The sequence below is a fragment of the Rhizobium sp. BK181 genome, assembly GCF_014193305.1.
Taxonomy (GTDB): Bacteria; Pseudomonadota; Alphaproteobacteria; order Rhizobiales; family Rhizobiaceae; genus Rhizobium.
In genome coordinates, this window is record NZ_JACHZA010000008.1 from 75,588 (window position 1) to 93,689 (window position 18,102).

The following is an 18,102-nucleotide window of genomic DNA, read 5'->3' on the forward strand; positions in this document are numbered from 1 at the left end:
ATGTTGAACGGCGCTCTCGACTGGAGCGTCCGTTCAATCAGCGGCGATTGATGATCGCACCGTTCTCGGCGACGAGCCTGCCGGCCTTGAACACGCGGCGACCTTTCGGAACAGAAACGACAGCTTCGGGGACGTGGCTCGCCGCAAGTGTCACGAAATCCGCCCTCGCCCCGACCTCGATGCCGTAGCCTTCGACATTGAGGGCCTTGGCACCGCCTGAGGTGACGACATCGAACGCAGCATCGAGCTCTGCATCCGTGTAGAAACCCGAACGGTAGCCAATGATCTCTGCGCGCCTCAACATGTCGCCATCGCCGTAAGGCCACCAGGAATCGCGAATGTTGTCGCTGCCGCTGAAAACCACGACCCCTTCGCTCCTCAGGAGCGCAACCGGCGGAAAGTTATGGCTGCCGGGCGCATTGGTCATGATCGATACACCGCTCCTCGCAAGCAGGCCCGCACTCTTGCCGGCAGCCTCGGGGGAAAGGTCACCAAGTCCGTAGGCGTGACTGATGGCAACCCGTCCCTGCATGCCGAGCGCAGTCGTGCGCGCGCAGATTTCTTCGATTGTGAAGGAACCAAGCGTTCCCGGGTCGTGGAGGTGAATGTCGACGTCAACGCCGCGCCTCTCCGCAATCCCGAAGACGACATCGAGATGCCCCTTGATGTCCCGGTCGAAACTCAATGGATCGAGGCCGCCGACGAGATCGGCGCCTAGAACGATGGCCTCGTCCAGCAGCTCCGCCGTTCCCGGACTTTTCAGAATGCCGCCCTGAGGAAAGGCGACGAGTTGAATGTCGATCAGGTCAAGGTATTCCTCCCGAACCTTCAGGATGGTCTCCAGGGATTTCAGCCCCACCGATGCGTCAACCATCACGTGACTGCGCATCAGCAGCGCGCCATTTGCTATGCAGAGATCGAGCTGCTTTCGTGCCCGTTCGTCCATGGGTGCGGCGATTGCCATGTTCTGCGCCTGGAAGGCCACGCGCTCATGGACGTCGAAGCCGTTGGAACAAGGCTTGTGCGCAATCCAGGCATCGCCGTAGAAGCTGGTGTCGAGATGGATGTGGCCCTCGACGAAGCCGGGGACAAGAAGCTCTGCAGCGATATCGATGACGCATCCCGCTTCGGCGTCGCTGCCCTTGTCTGCAATCGATCTGATCCGCCCATCTGCGACCGCAATATCGTAGGTGCCGCCGTCAGAAAGTCTGGCATTCTTAAAAAGCATGTCGATCGTGTCAGTCATATCTTTGTCTTTGAAGCGCCCAGCATCGCAACAGCCGAAGGGAACAAGTCCCCAGCGGCCGCCAAGCGATCGCACTGATCAGGAGAACGGTACCTTCTTGTAGCGGCCGCGCGAAAATATGTCTACAACTTGCGCGCAAAACTGCATACGATTTTAGTATGCAATTTCTGTCGCAGGTTGGCACACGTTGTTTCCCGCCCGGGACAATCGGGCCGGAAAGGCGCACTTGTCAGTGCAAGGCGCTCACCAAATGGTTACAACAGGTCTTATAGCGTGACGGAACCAGTGCGGAGCCGGCCCTGTTTCCAATGGGAAAGGAGCCGACATGACTGAAGACGTGCATGGAATGTATACGCTCGCCGCACTGCAGAAGCAGTATTGCCTGAACAGGGGAGAAGCCCGGCGATTGATCGAAAGCTTTGGCAACCGCCAACAGGAGATGGACAGGCTTCTTGCCGCGAGAGGACGAACACAACGCCATCGCGTGCGCGAAATTCGGACGCCTGTCTCAAAGGCGCCCTTCGGAATAGGCTAACCTACCCATCATCCAGATGTGAGTTGAAACATGCTCGTGAGAGCTCGGCCGATCCGGCACTGCTCATTCGACAGGCCATGGCCGGCGCCGGTTGCACCGAAACGCGCCGGCTCGTCCGTGGTGACCTAGATCGCGCTTCGAACCCGCTCCCAGGCATTGCCAAGATGCCGGCCGAGAACTTCCGAGAGCCGGCTCTCGTCCCTTGCCTCGAGCGCAAAAATCATTTCCTCGTGCTCGGCAACCGCCGCAGCCCATTTCTCGTCGCCTTCGTGACGGATGAAACGGATCCGCTTGAGCCGCGTCTGCAGCATCTGGTGAACTCCGCTCAGTGTCGAGTTCGCGGCCAGCCTGACGATCCCGCTATGGATCTCCTGGTTAAGCTTGTAATATTGCAGGCGATCCCCACCCGGCAGCGCGCAACCATCTCATCGTGCAGACGGCGCATCTGGCTGATGTCGGCATCGCTTGCCAACAGGCATGCAAGCCTGCCCGCGAGCTCCTCGAGATTGCGAAGCACCGCAGAAGCGACGGCAAGCCTCACACCAAGGCTTGGTCGTGCACGGCCACTCGCCGAAAAGAGCATCGGTCATCCTGATGCCGGGGCAATATCGCTTGCCATGATCGCCGCCTGCGCGGCCATGGTTCTCGCGGCTGCCGATGAGCCTGCCTGACCGGGTCCGGTTCAACGGCATCCGTTAAATGGACAGCGGCGCGACAACAGCGCGGCGGTCATGGAACCTCCCGAGCCGCTTGCTGCAGCGGAGGCGCTCGTTCAGTCGACGTCCGGCGAGGAAGCCGCGCCGAGGTTTGTGCTGCTTTTCGACAGGGCCTGCTGGTTCTTCATGAGGCGCAACAGAAGGCTGCGCTTTCTCTTGTGCGGGACGAGATCCTCGTCGCTGACAAGTCGTGCCCCGCCCTCGCGGCGCTCCAGTGTGATCTTCCGGCTATGGAAGGCTTCCAGTTCGGCGCGATGCGCGACGCTAACGATCGTGACCTTCGGCAATTCCTGGATCATCGTCTCCATCATCCTGTCCTGGCTCTTCTCATCGAGTGCTGATGTCGCTTCATCGAGCACGACAAGATCGGGCTTGTGGAGCAGCAGACGGGCAAAGGCGAGGCGTTGCTTTTCGCCACCCGACAACGTCTGGTCCCATGGCGCCTCCTCCTCGATCTTGTCATTCAGATAGTCGAGTCCAACCTTGTCGAGGGCCTCCTTGATCATTTCGAGGGACCAGCTGTCGGCTGCACCAGGATAGGCGACAGCACGCCGGAGCGTCCCGGACGGGATATAGGGCCGCTGCGGCAACATGAACAGTCGCCGACCAGGCCGGAAATTGACGCTCCCTCCACCCCATGGCCAAAGACCCGCAATGGCCCGCACCAGCGTGCTCTTGCCCGAACCGGACTCGCCGGCGACAAGGACCCGCTCGCCGGGAACGACTTCGACCTGTGTTTCCTTGACCACCGCGGTGCCGTCATTGAGCGAGACGGACAGGTCGTTCAGGCTGAGGATCGCCTCGCCCTCGACGTCACCATGCTTGATGCGTCCGAGGGCATCGCTCTGCTCCGCGCGCTCGAGCCCGTCGAGCGACACCATCAGCGACGCAATGCGCCGTGCGCAGGCGTTCCAATCGGCAAGGCGGGGATAGTTGTCGACCAGCCATCCAAACGCGCTTTGAACAATGGCGAAAGCGGAAGCCGCCTGCATCACCTGCCCAAGTGTCATGCTGCCCTCGAGAAACTTTGGAGCGCAAAGCAGGACAGGCACAACGGGCGCAAACAGCATCGATCCCTGTGACACAATCGTCGTGCGCCGGTGCTGGCCTGCAAGCAATGCCCATTGCCTCAGCACGTTGGTAAACGTCTTGTCGAGGTCGCTACGCTCCTCTTCCTCACCACCGAGCAGTGCAATGCTCTCTCCGTTTTCCCGCACGTGCGTCAGCGTATAGCGGAATTCGGCTTCCGCCTGATTCTTGACCTCGGACACGTGGACGAAGTTGCGGCCGATCACCACCATCGAGCTTGATGTGATCGCAGCGTAGATGACAGCGGTAATGACGAGAAAGCCGGGAATCGTGACCGTCGAGCCTGCGACTGTCACATGCAGCGCTCCGCCGATCGTCCAGAGCACGACAATGAAGGTCGAAGCCGCCAGGAATGCCGACATGACGCCGGCGATGAAGTCGACCGGCGACTCCGTGGCGATCCGCAGATCCTCCGCAATACGCGCTTCGGGATTCTTGTGGTCTCCGCCGATGAGGTTCAACTGGTAGTAACGCCCGTTTGCGAGCCAACGGGCAAGCACCGCATTCGTGAGCCACGAACGCCAGCGCCGCTGGATCATCATGCGAAGAGAAACTTGCGCCGCGACAACCACCACGCTTCCAAACACGAGTGGCAGGAACACGCCGCTTAGAAAATATACGGTCGTAGCATTACGCTGCTCTATGGCGTCGAAAATTCGACGGTTCCATACATTGATCCCGTACTGGAAGCCGACGTTTATCACGATCAGTCCCAGTAACCCGATCGTGCATACCCAGGCGAGCCTGCCTCCATGAGGACCCCAGTAACCACGGGCGCTTATCCAGAAACGCTTCAGCAGATACTTCTTGCGCACCTGCTCTATCTCTTCCGGCGTCAACTCCGGATCGGGCTCGGTGGCAATTGGCGGCGGCGGGGGTTCGACAGCGGGCGTCGCCTGCTGAGACGTATGAGCCTCATCTTGCCCAGCGCCGTTGGCAGGACCTCGATGGAATTCAATGTCTGTCATGGGCGGCGCACCAAAGGCATGGCAACGAAGAGGTGGACAGGCCGTCGTTCAGGTCCGATCGAACGCTGACGTCCGATTTCATATCCTGCTGTTTCCATCCGGCTGGTCCTCCGATCAAGTCTTTAAGGCGCGCAGAAACTGGCGAAGAAAATCACGACCAAATCTCTGATGCTCGGCTACTCCAACGGCTGGCACTCGCCCGGTCGCCGCATCACCGATCGACAAGGAAGCGACCTGTCGGCAGACAAGGCGAAATTAAAAAGCCAATGCATCGTCGCCGGAATTAATTTCCCTGCGGTGCGGGCTGAACTCGCTGGCTTCCGTGGACGTCTTCGTTCGATCCCGCACCGAGTCAGTGATCCCGCGTCTTCATGCGGAGAGTAGTCTTTGCCGCAGGTCATGGCCCAATCCCTTCACATCGCTGTAAGACGGAAACATCCGACCGATCATAAAGTTCTGATCTCGGACTTTGGTCCGATGATTTTGATTGGCTCTAGGGCATCCCGGTCAAAGCGCAGACAGGTTCGCATCAGGAGCCGACTGGTTCAACCCGGAGGGGCATCTTTCAGCAGCAGAACCGAACGTGTCGAGAGCACTCGCGAGCCAGCATGTACGGGACTTAAGTCTAAGCCCCCTCCGACTGAAGTCCCAAGTTTGGAACAGTGCCATGATTTGTAGGTTGTGACCCCGCAGTGGCAAAAACCCGCCACAACAAAAGGAGGAAACTCTATGAATAACAAAGCAGTAGGAATCGTGGCCGGGGTTCTCCTGGCATCGACGTGCGCCTTTGCGCAGTCGTCGACGGTTACCGGTGCAGCCGGTGGTGCCGCGACGGGAGCCGTCGTCGGTGGTCCCGTGGGTGCGGCCGTCGGTGGCGTCGTCGGTGGCGTCGCAGGTACCCTTCTCGATCCACCGCCTCAGAAGGTGGTGACCTATGTCCAGCAGGCTCCTGCCCCGACAGAACGCATCGTCGTCAAGGAAAAGATTGTCGTCGGACAGCCCTTGCCGAAGACCGTTGTCGTTACTCCGGTTCCTGATCAACCGAAGTACGCATATGCGATCGTCAACGACGAGCGTGTGATCGTCGAACCTTCCTCCCGGAAGGTCATCCAGGTCATCCAGTGACCACGGGCGGCTGCAGCCGCCATTTTCCAGCACTGAGGGTACGCGTGACGCGCATGAGGATGCGCAGTGCATAGCGTTCCCCGATCTTTAGGAGATCAAATCGTGAAGAACAACAATCTCGCCATAATCATCGCAACGTTGTCGCTCAGCGTCTCGCCGTTTGCCACCCTGCCGGCCAAGGCCCAGCAGGATACGCAGACCCAGAGCCAATCAGGTACGGGCGCGCAGACAGGCACGAAGACCGACACGCAGCCCGGTTCCCAGTCGGGTTCGGAGTCGGGTACAAAGTCCGACCAGTCGCAGTCCGATTCAAGCACCTCGGGCACCGATTGTTCTTCGCCTGACGCCTCGGGCGCCTGCTCAAAGAAGAGTATGTCGTCCGAACAGAAAACAGGCTCAGGGTCGGAAACCCAGAAGAGCGCCAAGCAGCCGTCGAGCGACGGCTCGACCAGCGGAACCGCGTCGGGCAAGACATCGACTGAGACCAAGTCGAAGACTGGATCGCAGGACGCCACAGGCAGCACGACGACGCAGCAGAAGACCGAGTCCGACACCAGCGGCTCGGGGACCTCAGGCTCGAAGAGCAGCACGCAGTCCAAGTCGTCTGACGGAACCGACAAGAGCAACACTACCCAGAGCGGTGATGCCACCAAGCAGTCAAGCGACCAGAACTCGACGACGACCAACACCACCAACAACAACAGCACGACGAGCAACCAGACTACGAACAACAAGACGAACGTCAACGTGACTGTCGAGCAGCAGACGGAAATTCGCCAGGTCGTGAAGGAGGTTCATGTCCAGCCGGTAAGAGAGCCCGACTTCACGGTTTCGGTCGGCACCAGGATTCCAAAGAAGGTCCATCTTGAACCGCTGCCGCCGCGGGTTGTGAAGATCGTACCGGAGTATGAAGGCTACCGCTTCTTCCTCCTTGCGGATGGCCGGATCATCATTGTAGATCCCGATACTCTCGCGATCGTCTATATCCTCACGGCATAGCAGGCAGCTCCCGGCGGCGGCTTGGAGCGCCGCCGGGGCCGCTGGGCCTTTCCCATCATCGTCATTCTGCTGGGCCATGGCGGCCATCCTTTGCGGCCTTGTCCTGACATCAGGCAACACGATAACGACACGCGTCTGGATTCCAGCGAGCACGCCCCAGGCGAATGAGACCGGCTAGATATATCCGGCTTTGATAAACGACGCCGCTGACGTTGCGAGTAAGCGGCCCGAAAGAGACAATAGCCCTGTTCGAACCCGAAGCAGGTCCGTCCCCATTCGGATTGCCATTCACGCGACATATCCCCTGACTTCGTTCCCTATGCTCGCGACGACCTGTCTGCTTTCGTAGGGCTTGGCGAAATATCGACAGCCGGAAGGAAGCTTCGGGAGAGCAAGGCTGATCGGCAGACATGATCATGACTTTGACCCGAGGTCGCAGCGACTTTGCCAACGTGCCAGTGCCGATCCGTCCAGCCCCTGCTTGAAGTGGATGTCGGTGAGGATAGCTTCGATAAAGGGGGCGCGGGCAAGCACGGCAAGCGCGTCAGCCGCGTCCCGCGCTTCGCTGACAACCATTCGGGCGCGCCGACCACGGTATTGCGATGGAGCCCGGCTTTTCGGCCGCGGCTGCGACCGTCGCGGCCCTCGATCCCGCCACGACCGATGCGACCACTGTCTTCAACACCGCGGCGAAGTCGTTTCTGTCGGCCGTCGGCGCATCGACCGGCCCCCTCTATGCGACAGCCTTCATGCGCGCGGGGCGCCAGCGTGGTCCTGTCCGACGACGACATGGTCGATGCCATCGAGGCAATGGGACAGGGGATCCAGGACCGGGGCAAGGCTGAACCGGGCGACAAGACGATGATCGATGCCTGGCTGCCGGCAACAGCGGCAGCGAGATCCGCTCGCCTTCAAGGCAGCCCCCTTGTCCAATGTCTGAGCGCTGCGCTCGAGGCCGCAACGAGGGGCGCGGAAGCGACAAAAGACATGGTTGCCGCCAAGGGGCGCTCCTCGCGGCTTGGAGACCGGGTCATCGGCCACATGGATCCAGGTGCCGCCTCCGCCGTCGTCCTGATCGAGGCAATCAAGCGCACCTTCGAGGACCTGATCTCCGGGACAGGCCGGCGGCCGATTTCGCCAGAAACCGGCTGCCTCGCCCGTCAACGGGCAGTTTTGCGACAATGTCCGGCGGACGGGGACTTGCATCGCCAGTGGCAGCCGGACTAAGGTCGTTGCCGTTCTCAGGGCGGGGTGCAATTCCCCACCGGCGGTATCAGGCCCAGGCCTGGAGCCCGCGAGCGCTTCCGGTGTTGCCGGAAGGTCAGCAGATCCGGTGCGATGCCGGAGCCGACGGTACAGTCCGGATGGAAGAGAACATGGCAGCGCGTCTTTCGCAGCGAAAGAAGTGCGTCCTGTCTGTTCGCTCAAGGGATCAGGCCCTCCGGGGCTTTGTCGTCACAGCCGGGCCACCGGCATACCCTTGAAAGGCATTTCAATGCTTCAGACCGTGGTTTCAAAGCAAAAACGCATCGCAGTCGTCCGTGCCCGCTGGCATGCCAATATTGTCGACAAGGCGGTTCAATCCTTCGCCGACGAATGGACGGCCATCGGACGGTCCAGCTCCGACATCGAGGTCATCGATGTGCCGGGCGCCCTCGAAATTCCGCTCCATGCCCAGTCACTGATCGCCACCGGCCGATACGACGCCGTCGTTGCCTGCGCCTTCGTCGTTGACGGCGGGATCTATCGACACGATTTCGTTGCCGCAACCGTCCTTGACAGCATGATGCGCGTTCAGCTCGATACCGGCACTCCCGTCATCTCGGTGGTGCTGACCCCGCATCACTTCCAGGAAACAGAAGTCCATGTCGGCTTTTTCGAGCAGCATTTCGTGACGAAAGGAAAGGAAGCTGCCGCCGCCTGCGCCGCCATCCTCGACGCGAGGACGCGTCTGGGGGCCACCGTCATCTAAACCGCCGTCCGGGCCAGTCGACGGCCAGTTACGGCCGTCGTTTCCACGAAACAGCATTGTCCACAGACACGATATCGCGCTTTCACTGGCTCGATTAGACGCTATGCTGTGATCAAACACAGCGCGAGACGTTCATGGCAGAACAAACACAGGCTCAACCGAAGGAACGAATAACAATCCTCGGAGACCTCGAGGCCCCCTCCTTCGTCCCCTGGATCAGGCGTCACGCTGAAAAACTCGGCCTGTCGCAATCCATATCCCACAGCAGTGCCGATCGGATCGAACTCGATGTTGCCGGCCCCGAAGAGTTGATCGACATGATGGAAATGGGATGCTCGCTCGGCCCCATCGATGTCTGGGTGGAAACCATCGTTCGAACGCCGGTTGGCAAGGATCCAAACTAGCCCGGGAACGCCGCCTCGATTTTCCAGTGCACGTTATTTGATCAGCGTTGCCAATGCGAAAAGATTATGCAAACGTGCTTTCCGCCCGTTGCAAGTCGTGAAATGACCAGCCACACTTGAAGTACGACAAGACATTGATAATATAAAGAAAGTTCAAACCATGCCAGCCGAAATGACGGGCTTCTGGGCGCCAGTTGCGCTATCAGGGGATCTACCGCCAGCAACGGTCATCCCCGCACGCACAACAGCCGGCTCGATCGCTCTCTGGAGGTCACAGTCGGGTCGCGTCGCGGCCTCGGCTGACCGGTGTCCCCATCGTGGCATGCGCCTGTCGCATGGCTTTGTCCGCGGCGAGGCCTTGTCCTGCATTTATCACGGCTGGAGCTACTCACAGGCAGGAAATTGTCTTCGCATTCCAGCCCATCCCGGCCTCTCGCCGCCGGAGACAATCCGCGTCGCAACCCAAAAGGTCGAGGAGGCAGACGGCCTGCTCTGGGTGGCTGTCGGAGACCCCGCCCATCAACCGCCCGCACTCGCCGGCCTTGTTCCGCTGCGGTCGCTGACGGTGGAAGCAGACATTGGCGCCATCGAGCGCGCCGCCGGCGCGACCCTGGACGCGCGCGGCGTGCTGGAAACCGTGGAGAATTCGCAGGCAGTCCGCCTGCTGCTCGTCGAATTGCAACCGCACCGCACGCTCGTTCATGTTCTCGTCGATGACGGCGCGACGCCCGCCGAACGCATCATGGCGTCCAGGGCAGCCGAAAGCCTGCGCAGACGCGCTGAAAGCCTGCAGGGAGGGATCGCATAATGGCAGGGAATGCGATGCTCAACGAGTGGTATCCCGTTGGCCTGTTCAGCCACCTCGCCATGGGCGTCTACAAGACGGCCCTGATGGGGGAAAAGATCGCGGTCTCGGCCGACGCGAACGGAGACGCTGTTGTAATAACCTCCGCAGGTCGGATCCTTCCCGTCCTCGTGCGTTTCGGACATGTCTGGTCATCGCTTGGAGAACCTACCAAGGACCTCTTTTCCATTCCCGAGGCTGATCAGCCCGGCCGCCGGTTTGTCGAAGTCGGTGTCGTTCGCGTCCGCTGTTCGCCCCTGCGCGCGGTCGAGAACTTTCTCGACATCGCGCATTTTCCTTTCGTTCACACCGACATTCTCGGCGCCGAGCCACACACGGAAGTCCAGAACTACAAGGTGGAAATCCGAGACGTCGAGGACGAGGTCTGGGCAACCCAGGTCAAGTTCTACCAGCCGCAGGCGGCGAAGTCCGCAAGCGGCGGTATCACCACGGAATACATGTATCGCGTCCCGTCACCGACCTGCTCGGTGCTCTACAAGACCTGCCCACCCCGGCCAACCGAATGGGATGTCATTACCCTCTTCGTCCAGCCGCTGGCCGAGGATCTTTGCGATGTCTGGCCGTGGATGGCGCTCTTTGACGACGAGACCTCGATGACGGACCTCATCCATTTCCAGCAGACTATCTTTCTGCAGGACCGGTCGATCCTCGAAAACCAGATCCCCCACCTGTTGCCGCTCGATCCCGGGATGGAGATCCCCACCCGCGCTGACATGACGTCCGTGGCTTACCGGCGCTGGCTCAAACGTCACAATTACACCTATGGTGCACAGCTGGTGGCGCAATGAAACTCTACGATTACATCCTTTCCCCGAGCTGCTACAAAGTGCGCCTGATGGCTGCCCTGACGGGCATTCCTCTTAAGATCAGGCCCGTGGATTTCCATCCGGGCGGCGAGCATCGGAAAGCAGAGCTCCTGGGGCTGAACCCGGCCGGTTCGATCCCGATCCTGGAGGATGGCGATCTTGTCTTGACCGAATCCTCGGCGATGCTCGTCTATCTCTCGATGAAAACCGCGCCCGAGTGGCTGGGTGACGGCACGGCCGAACAGGCAGCCCGCGTGCAGCAGTGGCTTTCCTTCTCACATCGATTGACCGCCAATCTCGGTGGGGCTCGCTTGCATGAGATGCTGCACAGGCCAGGTGACATCGCCGCTCTCCAGGCGCACGGGATCGCGGCGTTGCGCGAACTTGAGGCGGGCCTGGTCGAACAGGGACTGCGGGGCAAGTCGTTCCTCGCATGCGACCGGCCGACGATCGCCGACATAGCCTGCTTCCCCTATGTCGCGCTCGCCCCCGATGGCGGCGTCCTGCTTGATCCCTACCCAGCTATCCGTCTCTGGTCGCGCGCCATTCGCGCGCTCGACGGTTTCATCGAGATGCCGGGCATTCATCGGCTGCATGAGTTGAAGCCCGACCCATCGATCGAGGCGGGTGAGGAATGACATGGCCGGCTATCTCCTGAAAAACTGCGCCGCTGTCGTCGTCGACGACGGCAAGGGGCCGACCGCCCGTCGCAATGTCGATGTCCTGACGGATGGTCCCGTCATGCGGGCGATCGGTGACAATCTGGCTGAGCTTGAGCTTCCGGCGAATACGATAACCAGGGACGCCAGCGGCTGGTTCGTCTATCCCGGGCTCGTCAACACGCACCATCATTTCTTCCAGACTTTCGTACGCAACCGGGCCGACCTCGACTGGACGAAACTGTCTGTCATCGAATGGCTTGATCTGATCTATCCGGTCTTCTCGCGGCTCAACGAGGATTGCTTCTATCACTCCTCTGTCACCGCCATGGCCGAACTGATCAAGCATGGCTGCACGACGGCGTTTGATCACCAGTACTGTTTCCCGAGACATGCCGGCAAACGGCTGATCGACCGGCAGTTCGAGGCTGCCGAGCTGCTTGGCATGCGCTTTCACGCCGGGCGTGGCGGCAACACCTTGCCGAAATCGGAAGGGTCGACCATCCCGGACGCCATGCTGGAAACGACGGACGAATTCATCGCCGATTGCGCCCGCCTGATCGACACCTATCACGACGACAGTCCGTTCAGCATGCGACAAGTGGTGGTTGCCCCCTGTCAGCCCGTCAACAGCTATCGCGAGACCTTTGTGGAGTCGGTAGCGCTGGCACGCGATCGCGGAGTGCGGATGCACACCCACGTCGGAGAAGGAGAGAGCCCGGTCATTGCGGCGCGCCACGGAATGCGGACCGTCGATTATTGCGCGGAACTCGGATTTGCCGGCCCCGATGCCTTCTATGCCCATTGCTGGGAACTCAGCCATGACGAACTGGCGAAGATGGCGGCAGATGGCACCGGCGTTTCCCATTGCCCGGAACCGGTCTATCTGGTCGGGGCAGAGGTGACAGACATACCGGCCATGCAGGCCTTAGGCCTGCGTATCGGGATCGGCTGCGATGGCGCTGCTTCGAACGACAATTCGAACCTGATGCATTGCGTGCACTCGGCCTACATGCTGCAATGCCTGGCGGCTTCAGGGCGAAAACACCCCGTCCCGGTTCCGGTCGACTTCCTCGGCTATGCCACGACCGGTGGCGCGGCGCTGCTTGGTCGAGCGGACATCGGCAGGCTGGCGCCCGGGATGGCGGCCGACCTGTTTGCCATCGATACGCGACGCATGGACTACGTCGGCACACGTCATGATCCGCTGAGCCTGATTGCCAAGGTCGGCATCGGCATGGCGACCGACATGACGATGATCAACGGCCAGATCGTGTGGGAGAACGGCGAGTTCATCGGCCTTGACGAAAAGCGGCTGTTTGCCGAAGCCGAGGCCGCGCTCGCGACCGTCAATTTCTAAAACATGCAAAAAGGGGAACCAAAATGACCAACATCACCCGCAGAACTCTGATGCAGGGCGTTGCCGCCGCAAGCCTTGCCGGCACCTTCGGCGCACGAGCAACCCTCGCAGCCGACGGCCCGCTCGGCATCACCCTCGTCGTTCCCTCGCCGATCGGCGATGTCGGCTGGGGCCGCGCGCTCCAGGACGGGCTCGAACCGGTCAAAGCCGCCCATGGCGACAAGGTCAAGGTCACCGTGCTCGAAAACATCGCGGAAGGTCCGGATGCCGACCGCATCATGACGAAGTCGGTGGCCGACGGGAACAACTTCCTCATCGCCGGCTCCTTCGGCTACCAGAATGGTGCGCTGCAGATCGCGCGTCGTAATCCGAAGGTCAGCGTGCTTCATGCTTCCGGCTTCCAGGTCGCGCCGAACTTCTCGCCCTTCGCTGCCAAGAACTTCGAAGGCACCTACGTGCTCGGCATGGCGGCCGCCGCACTCTCGAAGACGGGCAAGCTCGGCTCCGTCTCCGCCTTCGCCATTCCGGAACTGATTGCCTCCGTCAACGCCTTCACCCTCGGCGCACAGGCAGTCAACCCGAAGGCAGAGGTTACGGTCGTCTGGGTGAACTCCTGGTTCGACCCGGCCAAGGAGCAGGAAGCAGCCAAGGCGCTCGTCGCCCAGGACTGCGACGTGATCTTCTCCAATGCCCAGGACACGCCGTCGGTGGTTTCGGCCTGCGAAGCGGCAGGTGTCTATTCGCTGAACCTCAATTCCTCGATGAAGAAATATGCGCCGAAGTTTTACCTCGGCTGTGCCGCCACCGACTGGTCGCCGTTCTTCAAGGCGTCCGTCGACGCCCACCTGGCGGGGACCTTCAAGGGTGCCAACGCCTTCCTCGGCATGAAGGAAAAGGTGGTTCACATTGCCGATGCAAGCCCGGATATCCCGGCCGACGTGGCGGCGAAAATGAAGGAAGTCGAGGCCAAGTTCGCCGACGGGAGCGGCTCGCCCTTTGCCGGTCCGGTCACCAAGGCGGATGGCAGCCAGGCCGCGGCTGCAGCCGCGACGCTTTCGGACGCGGAAATCATTGCCATGGATTGGCACGTCAAGGGCGTCACCACGCCTCTGCCGAAGTAAGCCATGCCTGCACCCCTTCTGTCACTCCGCGGCATCTCCAAGAGCTACGGCCAGACCAAAGCCAACCAGGGCATTGATCTGGACGTGGCTGCGCGATCCATCCATGCGATCCTCGGCGAGAACGGGGCGGGCAAGTCGACGCTGATGAAGCTCATCTACGGCGTCGAGCAGCCGGACGACGGAACCGTCGCCTGGGAAGGCGAGGTCCTCGACCTCGCCTCTCCCGCCGAGGCGCGCCGTCGCGGCATTGGCATGGTCTTCCAGCATTTTTCGCTGTTCGAGACACTGACGGTCATTGAAAACATCCATCTGGTGGTACCCGGACGCAAGGGCGAGTTGACCGAGCGCGTCCGCAAACTCGGCCGCGATTTCGGCCTCGAAGTCGACCCTCTCGCCCACGTGCACGCGCTTTCCGTCGGGGAGCGCCAGCGGGTCGAGATCATTCGCTGCCTGATGACCAACCCGAAGCTCCTGATCCTCGACGAGCCCACCTCCGTGCTGCCGCCCCAGCTCGTCGAGACGCTGTTCGATACCTTGCGCCGGTTGCGGGATGGCGGCGTTTCGATCCTGTTCATTTCGCACAAGCTGGAGGAGATCCGGGCAATCTGCGATCACGCGACGATCCTGCGCGGCGGCAAGGTGACCGGCAACGTGGATCCGCGCGAGCACGATGCCCATGACCTCGCCCGCATGATGATCGGTCACGACATGCCGGAGCCGATGCCGGCGGTTCCCCACGCCGGTGGCGAAAAGCGGCTCCAGATCAATAACCTCAGCCACCGTCCCGACGACCCGTTTGCTGTTTCCCTTTCCAGTATCAGCCTGGCGGTGAGCGCTGGCGAAATTCTCGGCATAGCTGGGGTCTCGGGAAACGGACAGGCCGAGCTCGCCAGGCTGATATCGGGCGAAACAATGCTGCCTCGCGACCAGGCGAACCATATCCTCATGATGGGCAGGGACGTCGGCAGGCTCGATGCGGCCGCACGCCGGAAGCTCGGCTTCGCCTTCGTGCCGGAGGACCGGCTCGGGCGCGGCGCCGTACCGGAAATGCCCCTCACCCTTAACAGCCTCCTGACTGCGCATCCCCTCGATCTTCTGCAGCATGGCCTCGTCGACAGAGCCAAAGCCATTGCCTTTACCGAGGACTGCATGCGCCAGCATGACGTTCGCGCCTCCGGTCCGGAGGCGGAGGCTGGTTCTCTGTCCGGCGGCAACTTGCAAAAATTCATCGTCGGACGCGAAATGATGCTGTCGCCGAAGCTGCTGTTCGTCGCCCAACCGACATGGGGCGTCGATGTCGGAGCAGCCTCTGCCATACGCCGCCGGCTTATTACCCTGCGCAACGAAGGGATGGCCATCCTCGTCATTTCGGAGGAACTCGAGGAGCTTTTCGAGCTCTGCGATTCCATCCAGGTGCTCTATCACGGCACGCTGAGCCGGCCACTCGTCACCCGCGATACCCGGCCGGAAGAGATCGGTCGCTACATGATGGGGGCACAATCCTCCGAGAAGGCTTTCGCATGAGCGCATCCTCCACCCTCCATTTCCTCCCGAGCCTCGTGCGCAGGGAGCGCGCCTCTCTCACTGCAACCCTGCTTGCCCCGGCAATCGCGCTCGTGGTGGCCACGCTTCTCAATCTCGCACTTTATGTCCTGATGGGCCGTGACCCGACAGCCGTCGTCTATGCGATGCTGCTCGAACCGTTCCTGTCCTGGTCGTCGTTTTCCGAAGTACTCCTGAAGATGGGGCCGCTTCTTCTCATTGCCCAGGGTCTTGCGATCGGCTTTCGCGCGAAGGTCTTCAACATCGGCGCCGAGGGCCAGTTCATTCTCGGCGCGATCTTCGCTTCGGCAATTCCGATCTGGTATCCAAACGCTACCGGCCAATGGATCTGGCCGGCGATGCTACTGCTCGGCGCCGTCGGCGGCGCGCTCTGGGCGTCACTGACCGCCGTCTGGCGTGTCCGGTTCAACGCCAACGAAATCCTCGTATCGCTGATGCTGAGCCTCGTGGCAGCTCAACTCCTCTACTACCTGCTGCTAGGCCCATGGAAGGACCCGAACGGTTTCAACTTCCCGCAGTCGGTGATGTTCCAGTACGATGCCATGGTGCCGCTTCTCATTCCCGGCACCCGCGTCAATGTCTCGCTTGTGATCACGCTTGTGCTGTCCGCCCTTGCCTGGATCTTCATGCAGCGCAGCTTTACCGGCTTCAAGCTCCAGGTGGGGGGGCTTGCCCCTCGCGCTGCCGGCTATGCCGGCTTCAGTGAAAGCGGGGCGATCTGGCTCTCGCTGCTGATCGGCGGTTTTGCCGCGGGCCTTGCCGGCGCTGCCGAGGTCGCGGGGCCGCTCGGACAGTTGCAGCGCTCGATCTCGACCGGCTACGGTTATGCCGCCATCATCGTCGCCTATCTCGGAGGTCTGCATCCGCTCGGCATCATCGTTTCCTCGCTGATCATGGCAGCTCTTTACATCGGCGGGGACAATGCGATGGTCTCGGCCAATCTGCCGATCGCTGCTGTCCGCGTCTTCCAGGGCAGTCTCCTGCTCGCCTACCTCATAGCCATCGCCTTCGTGCGGTACCGCATCGACTGGCCTCGCGCCGTTCACCGGAGCCAATCATGAACGCCCTCCAGTTCATCCTTGCCGGCACGCTCGCGGCCGCGACGCCGTTTCTTCTCGCCGCTCTCGGTGAACTCGTCGTCGAACGCGCCGGCGTGCTCAACCTGGGTATCGAGGGTCTGATGGCCTTCGGCGCGGTGCTCGCCTTCGTGATCGTCTACCATGGGGGCGGACATTTTCTCGGCTTCGTCGCCGCTGGCGTCGGCGGTGCGCTGCTGTCGCTGGTCTTTGCCTTTGTCGCACTTGGATTCCGGGCAAACCAGGTCGCGGCCGGGCTCGCCATTGGTATCCTCGGCCAAGGGCTTTCGGCGCTGTTCGGTAAGCCCTATGAAGCGCTTACCGTTCCTGGGATCTCCAAGATCGCCATTCCCTTTCTCTCCCAGATCCCTGTCGTTGGCGGGCTCTTCATACAGGACATCGTCGTCTGGCTTTCACTCGTAGCAACACTCGCGATCTGGGCGATGTTTTCCTACAGCAAGACCGGCCTGGTCGTGCGTGCCGTCGGTGAGAACCCGAAGGCAGCGCACGCCATCGGCTATCCCGTCATTGCCGTTCGCGTTGCGGCCGTCGCCTTCGGCGGGACCATGGCAGGCTTTGCCGGCGCCTATGCCGCAGTCGTCTACACTCCGCTCTGGGCCGACGGAATGATCGCAGGTCGCGGATGGATTGCGATCGCACTTGTTGTTTTCGGAACCTGGCTTACCGGCCGGATCTTCCTTGGCGCCTGCCTGTTTGGAGCGGTCTCCCTGATGGGACTTGCCGCACAGGCAACAGGCGTGAACATTCCATCGCAGTTGCTGGCAAGTCTGCCTTACCTCGTCACTATCCTTGTCCTCGGCATCATTTCGTCAGACCGGCGTCTTCTAAAGCTGAATGGGGTAGCAGCGCTCGGCGAGCCCTTCGAACGCTGAACACCGGTCCAGGGGCGATCGTGGATTCGCCTACCAACCCGGAATGAGAGCAAGCCGGTCACAGCCAATCAGATCTACCACAGGGGCATAAATATTGGTCGCACGGCGTCATCTCGACCGACAGAAACCGCCAGGCGACAGAGGCTGCGGATGGCAGCATCGGTCGTCAGGTCAGCGGATCGCGGTAATCTTTTTTTGACCAATGAATAGTACTAGAACCTTGCGCGACCAGTTCAGCGTACGCGCCCACGGTTATCGAATGAAAGCCAATATCGTTTTAGTCAGAATTTGGTCAGCGGCTGCCATATTGATGGTACTCGTGGCTATCAATCCATTCGGCCGTCACGCGCTCGACGCAGCGACAACGGCATCCTTCCCAGCCGAACGATAGGCTCAGACAGCCGGCGCTGGAGAACACCCGCGTTGTCAACCTTATAGGACAAAGGCAAATCGGCAAGACGACGCCGGTCCGTGATGTGTTCACGCACGGCGTATTCGTAACATTGGACGACCACAACGCTCTTCACGCATTCCGGCAGATTGAGTAGTCGGCCGGAAAAGCTCCTTCTGAATTTCCGCCAATGCTCAGGCCGAACTTTACAAAACTCGCGCCCGATCCGCCGGCCTTATAGAGTTGATCGCTACAGTCCCGGGTTCCGGTTCGGACCCGGTCGAAGGTCTATTAACCTAAAGTAGCCCAATCAA

The 18,102-nt window shown here is 61.0% G+C and carries 16 protein-coding genes, 3 pseudogenes and 1 riboswitch; of the genes and pseudogenes, 15 read left to right on the forward strand and 4 right to left on the reverse strand.

Annotated features, from left to right (window positions below):
- Positions 1-37: 37 nt before the first annotated feature.
- Positions 38-1,246 carry an amidohydrolase family protein gene (locus FHT77_RS18925; RefSeq protein ID WP_183756460.1) on the reverse strand — a complete coding sequence of 403 codons (1,209 nt, stop codon included), beginning with the start codon at positions 1,244-1,246 and terminating at the stop codon, positions 38-40.
- A gap of 325 nt (positions 1,247-1,571) precedes the next feature.
- Between FHT77_RS18925 and FHT77_RS18930 the strand changes: the two genes are divergently transcribed.
- A complete protein-coding gene (locus tag FHT77_RS18930; RefSeq protein ID WP_183756461.1) occupies positions 1,572-1,781 on the forward strand; it encodes a hypothetical protein in 210 nt (69 codons plus the stop codon).
- 125 nt (positions 1,782-1,906) lie between these two features.
- Here FHT77_RS18930 and FHT77_RS18935 read toward each other — a convergent pair.
- Positions 1,907-2,298, reverse strand: a pseudogene (locus FHT77_RS18935) (GntR family transcriptional regulator); the annotation flags it as partial.
- Here FHT77_RS18935 and FHT77_RS18940 point away from each other — a divergent pair.
- Positions 2,291-2,452: pseudogene (locus tag FHT77_RS18940) on the forward strand (DAK2 domain-containing protein); the annotation flags it as partial. The pseudogenes FHT77_RS18935 and FHT77_RS18940 sit on opposite strands and share 8 nt — an antisense overlap.
- Before the next feature lie 101 nt (positions 2,453-2,553).
- Here FHT77_RS18940 and FHT77_RS18945 read toward each other — a convergent pair.
- The gene (locus FHT77_RS18945; RefSeq protein WP_183756462.1) at positions 2,554-4,554 is read right to left on the reverse strand and encodes an ABC transporter ATP-binding protein/permease; all 2,001 of its coding nucleotides are present in this window, start codon (positions 4,552-4,554) and stop codon (positions 2,554-2,556) included.
- Between the two features lie 729 nt (positions 4,555-5,283).
- Here FHT77_RS18945 and FHT77_RS18950 point away from each other — a divergent pair.
- Together FHT77_RS18950 and FHT77_RS18955 are read left to right on the forward strand one after the other, a co-directional pair.
- On the forward strand, positions 5,284-5,679 hold the full coding sequence (locus tag FHT77_RS18950) for a DUF1236 domain-containing protein (RefSeq protein ID WP_183756463.1): 396 nt from the start codon (positions 5,284-5,286) through the stop codon (positions 5,677-5,679).
- Positions 5,680-5,781: 102 nt separating this feature from the next.
- Complete coding sequence (locus FHT77_RS18955) at positions 5,782-6,678, forward strand: DUF1236 domain-containing protein (protein ID WP_183756464.1); 897 nt, start codon at positions 5,782-5,784, stop codon at positions 6,676-6,678.
- Between the two features lie 414 nt (positions 6,679-7,092).
- On the opposite strand, the gene FHT77_RS18960 is transcribed toward FHT77_RS18955, so the two are convergent.
- Entirely contained in the window at positions 7,093-7,254 is a 162-nt protein-coding gene (locus FHT77_RS18960) for a hypothetical protein (RefSeq protein ID WP_183756465.1), read from the reverse strand.
- Between the two features lie 2 nt (positions 7,255-7,256).
- Here FHT77_RS18960 and dhaL point away from each other — a divergent pair.
- The 11 genes and pseudogenes from dhaL to FHT77_RS19015 form a co-directional block, all read left to right on the forward strand.
- A pseudogene (dhaL, locus tag FHT77_RS18965) lies at positions 7,257-7,770 on the forward strand (dihydroxyacetone kinase subunit DhaL); the annotation flags it as partial.
- 141 nt (positions 7,771-7,911) lie between these two features.
- A riboswitch (FMN riboswitch) is annotated at positions 7,912-8,058 on the forward strand.
- A 115-nt stretch (positions 8,059-8,173) separates the two neighbouring features.
- Positions 8,174-8,650 (forward strand): 6,7-dimethyl-8-ribityllumazine synthase, encoded by a 477-nt coding sequence (locus FHT77_RS18970; protein ID WP_183756466.1) that lies wholly within the window; start codon positions 8,174-8,176, stop codon positions 8,648-8,650.
- 134 nt (positions 8,651-8,784) lie between these two features.
- Positions 8,785-9,054 carry an acylphosphatase gene (locus FHT77_RS18975; protein ID WP_183756467.1) on the forward strand — a complete coding sequence of 90 codons (270 nt, stop codon included), beginning with the start codon at positions 8,785-8,787 and terminating at the stop codon, positions 9,052-9,054.
- A 160-nt stretch (positions 9,055-9,214) separates the two neighbouring features.
- Positions 9,215-9,862, forward strand: coding sequence for a Rieske 2Fe-2S domain-containing protein (locus FHT77_RS18980; RefSeq protein ID WP_183756468.1), 648 nt, complete (start codon positions 9,215-9,217; stop codon positions 9,860-9,862).
- Complete coding sequence (locus FHT77_RS18985) at positions 9,862-10,707, forward strand: aromatic ring-hydroxylating oxygenase subunit alpha (protein ID WP_183756469.1); 846 nt, start codon at positions 9,862-9,864, stop codon at positions 10,705-10,707. Before FHT77_RS18980 ends, FHT77_RS18985 begins: the two co-directional genes overlap by 1 nt.
- On the forward strand, positions 10,704-11,363 hold the full coding sequence (locus FHT77_RS18990) for a glutathione S-transferase family protein (protein WP_183756470.1): 660 nt from the start codon (positions 10,704-10,706) through the stop codon (positions 11,361-11,363). Before FHT77_RS18985 ends, FHT77_RS18990 begins: the two co-directional genes overlap by 4 nt.
- Before the next feature lies 1 nt (position 11,364).
- Entirely contained in the window at positions 11,365-12,744 is a 1,380-nt protein-coding gene (locus FHT77_RS18995) for an amidohydrolase (RefSeq protein ID WP_183756471.1), read from the forward strand.
- Between the two features lie 23 nt (positions 12,745-12,767).
- Complete coding sequence (locus FHT77_RS19000) at positions 12,768-13,865, forward strand: BMP family ABC transporter substrate-binding protein (RefSeq protein WP_183756472.1); 1,098 nt, start codon at positions 12,768-12,770, stop codon at positions 13,863-13,865.
- 3 nt (positions 13,866-13,868) lie between these two features.
- Positions 13,869-15,389 carry an ABC transporter ATP-binding protein gene (locus FHT77_RS19005; RefSeq protein ID WP_183756473.1) on the forward strand — a complete coding sequence of 507 codons (1,521 nt, stop codon included), beginning with the start codon at positions 13,869-13,871 and terminating at the stop codon, positions 15,387-15,389.
- A complete protein-coding gene (locus FHT77_RS19010) occupies positions 15,386-16,489 on the forward strand; it encodes an ABC transporter permease (protein ID WP_183756474.1) in 1,104 nt (367 codons plus the stop codon). Before FHT77_RS19005 ends, FHT77_RS19010 begins: the two co-directional genes overlap by 4 nt.
- Positions 16,486-17,397 (forward strand): ABC transporter permease, encoded by a 912-nt coding sequence (locus FHT77_RS19015; protein ID WP_183756475.1) that lies wholly within the window; start codon positions 16,486-16,488, stop codon positions 17,395-17,397. The genes FHT77_RS19010 and FHT77_RS19015 overlap by 4 nt, the downstream gene beginning before the upstream one ends.
- Positions 17,398-18,102 lie beyond the last annotated feature (705 nt).

What these genes read in the sequence shown, in the direction of transcription:
- FHT77_RS18925 (WP_183756460.1), bottom strand. Translation starts at nt 1,246, where the DNA reads ATGACTGACACGATCGACATGCTTTTTAAGAATGCCAGACTTTCTGAC.
- FHT77_RS18930 (WP_183756461.1), top strand. Translation starts at nt 1,572, where the DNA reads ATGACTGAAGACGTGCATGGAATGTATACGCTCGCCGCACTGCAGAAG.
- FHT77_RS18945 (WP_183756462.1), bottom strand. Translation starts at nt 4,554, where the DNA reads ATGACAGACATTGAATTCCATCGAGGTCCTGCCAACGGCGCTGGGCAA.
- FHT77_RS18950 (WP_183756463.1), top strand. Translation starts at nt 5,284, where the DNA reads ATGAATAACAAAGCAGTAGGAATCGTGGCCGGGGTTCTCCTGGCATCG.
- FHT77_RS18960 (WP_183756465.1), bottom strand. Translation starts at nt 7,254, where the DNA reads ATGGTTGTCAGCGAAGCGCGGGACGCGGCTGACGCGCTTGCCGTGCTT.
- FHT77_RS18970 (WP_183756466.1), top strand. Translation starts at nt 8,174, where the DNA reads ATGCTTCAGACCGTGGTTTCAAAGCAAAAACGCATCGCAGTCGTCCGT.
- FHT77_RS18975 (WP_183756467.1), top strand. Translation starts at nt 8,785, where the DNA reads ATGGCAGAACAAACACAGGCTCAACCGAAGGAACGAATAACAATCCTC.
- FHT77_RS18980 (WP_183756468.1), top strand. Translation starts at nt 9,215, where the DNA reads ATGCCAGCCGAAATGACGGGCTTCTGGGCGCCAGTTGCGCTATCAGGG.
- FHT77_RS18985 (WP_183756469.1), top strand. Translation starts at nt 9,862, where the DNA reads ATGGCAGGGAATGCGATGCTCAACGAGTGGTATCCCGTTGGCCTGTTC.
- FHT77_RS18990 (WP_183756470.1), top strand. Translation starts at nt 10,704, where the DNA reads ATGAAACTCTACGATTACATCCTTTCCCCGAGCTGCTACAAAGTGCGC.
- FHT77_RS18995 (WP_183756471.1), top strand. Translation starts at nt 11,365, where the DNA reads ATGGCCGGCTATCTCCTGAAAAACTGCGCCGCTGTCGTCGTCGACGAC.
- FHT77_RS19000 (WP_183756472.1), top strand. Translation starts at nt 12,768, where the DNA reads ATGACCAACATCACCCGCAGAACTCTGATGCAGGGCGTTGCCGCCGCA.
- FHT77_RS19005 (WP_183756473.1), top strand. Translation starts at nt 13,869, where the DNA reads ATGCCTGCACCCCTTCTGTCACTCCGCGGCATCTCCAAGAGCTACGGC.
- FHT77_RS19010 (WP_183756474.1), top strand. Translation starts at nt 15,386, where the DNA reads ATGAGCGCATCCTCCACCCTCCATTTCCTCCCGAGCCTCGTGCGCAGG.
- FHT77_RS19015 (WP_183756475.1), top strand. Translation starts at nt 16,486, where the DNA reads ATGAACGCCCTCCAGTTCATCCTTGCCGGCACGCTCGCGGCCGCGACG.